Here is a 1,033-nt window from a genome sequence, read left to right as displayed (position 1 = left end):
GCACAATCTCTACCATGTGCTAAAGACCTTGGTTTGCTTGAGATGATGGATGAAAAGGTCAACCTTAACGGCGGCGCGATCGCTCTTGGCCACCCACTGGGTTGCTCGGGGCTCGCATTCAACCACCTGATTAACCTGATGGAAGCAAAAGACGCCAAATACGGTCTTGCGACCATGTGTATTGGTTTAGGCCAGGGCATTGCAACGGTATTTGAACGCCCTTGACTCTATCCGGCTAAACACCCTCACTCACTAAGAGCGGCTTGAGCCGCTCTTAGTTTATGCGCAAAACGCATTACCATAATGCTAAAGTTTCATTTTATTCATAGTTCACTTGCGCCTACACTTATCCCGTTTGACCTATCTGCAATCGCTGGAGAAATCTCATGTTTCACGCTTTAGTTCTAAATCAGGAAGAAAAACGCACCATCGCTACTATTGAACAAATGGATGAGTCTCAGCTACCCGAAGGCAACGTGCTGGTGGCCGTTGACTATTCATCTCTCAACTTTAAAGATGGCTTAGCGATCACGGGGAAAGGAAAAATCATCCGTAACTTTCCGATGATTCCAGGTATCGATTTAGCAGGCACCGTCATCGAATCACAAGACGCACGCTACCAAGCAGGGGATCACGTCGTTCTCACTGGTTGGGGTGTCGGGGAAATCATTGGGCGGAATGGCGCAGCGTGCGCGTCTTAACGCTGATTGGCTAGTGCCGCTACCAACAGGAATCGACAGCAAAAAGCAATGATGGTTGGGACTGCGGGCTTCACGGCAATGTTGTGTGTTCAAGCACTACTTGATGCCGGTATCAAACCAGAAGCGGGAGAAATTCTTGTCACTGGCGCAAGTGGCGGTGTCGGCTCCGTCGCCGTGACACTACTGGCTCAACTCGGTTATCAAGTGGCAGCGGTGACTGGTCGTGTTGAACAAAACGGCCCACTACTCAAACAACTTGGCGCCAGCCGCATTATCGATCGGGTTGAATTTGAAGAGCCCCTCGCCATAGAGAACAAATTTGGGCAGGTGCG

The 1,033-nt window shown here is 50.1% G+C and carries 2 pseudogenes; both read left to right on the top strand.

The features are described from left to right. Positions 1-225 (top strand): annotated as a pseudogene (gene fadA / locus CIK04_RS24205) (acetyl-CoA C-acyltransferase); the annotation flags it as partial. A 161-nt stretch (positions 226-386) separates the two neighbouring features. Beyond that, positions 387-1,033 (top strand): annotated as a pseudogene (locus tag CIK04_RS24200) (alcohol dehydrogenase catalytic domain-containing protein); the annotation flags it as partial.

Source organism: Vibrio sp. 03_296 (genome assembly GCF_002265885.1).
Note: the sequence above shows the minus strand (reverse complement) of the source record. Positions and strands in the feature narration are given on the sequence as shown.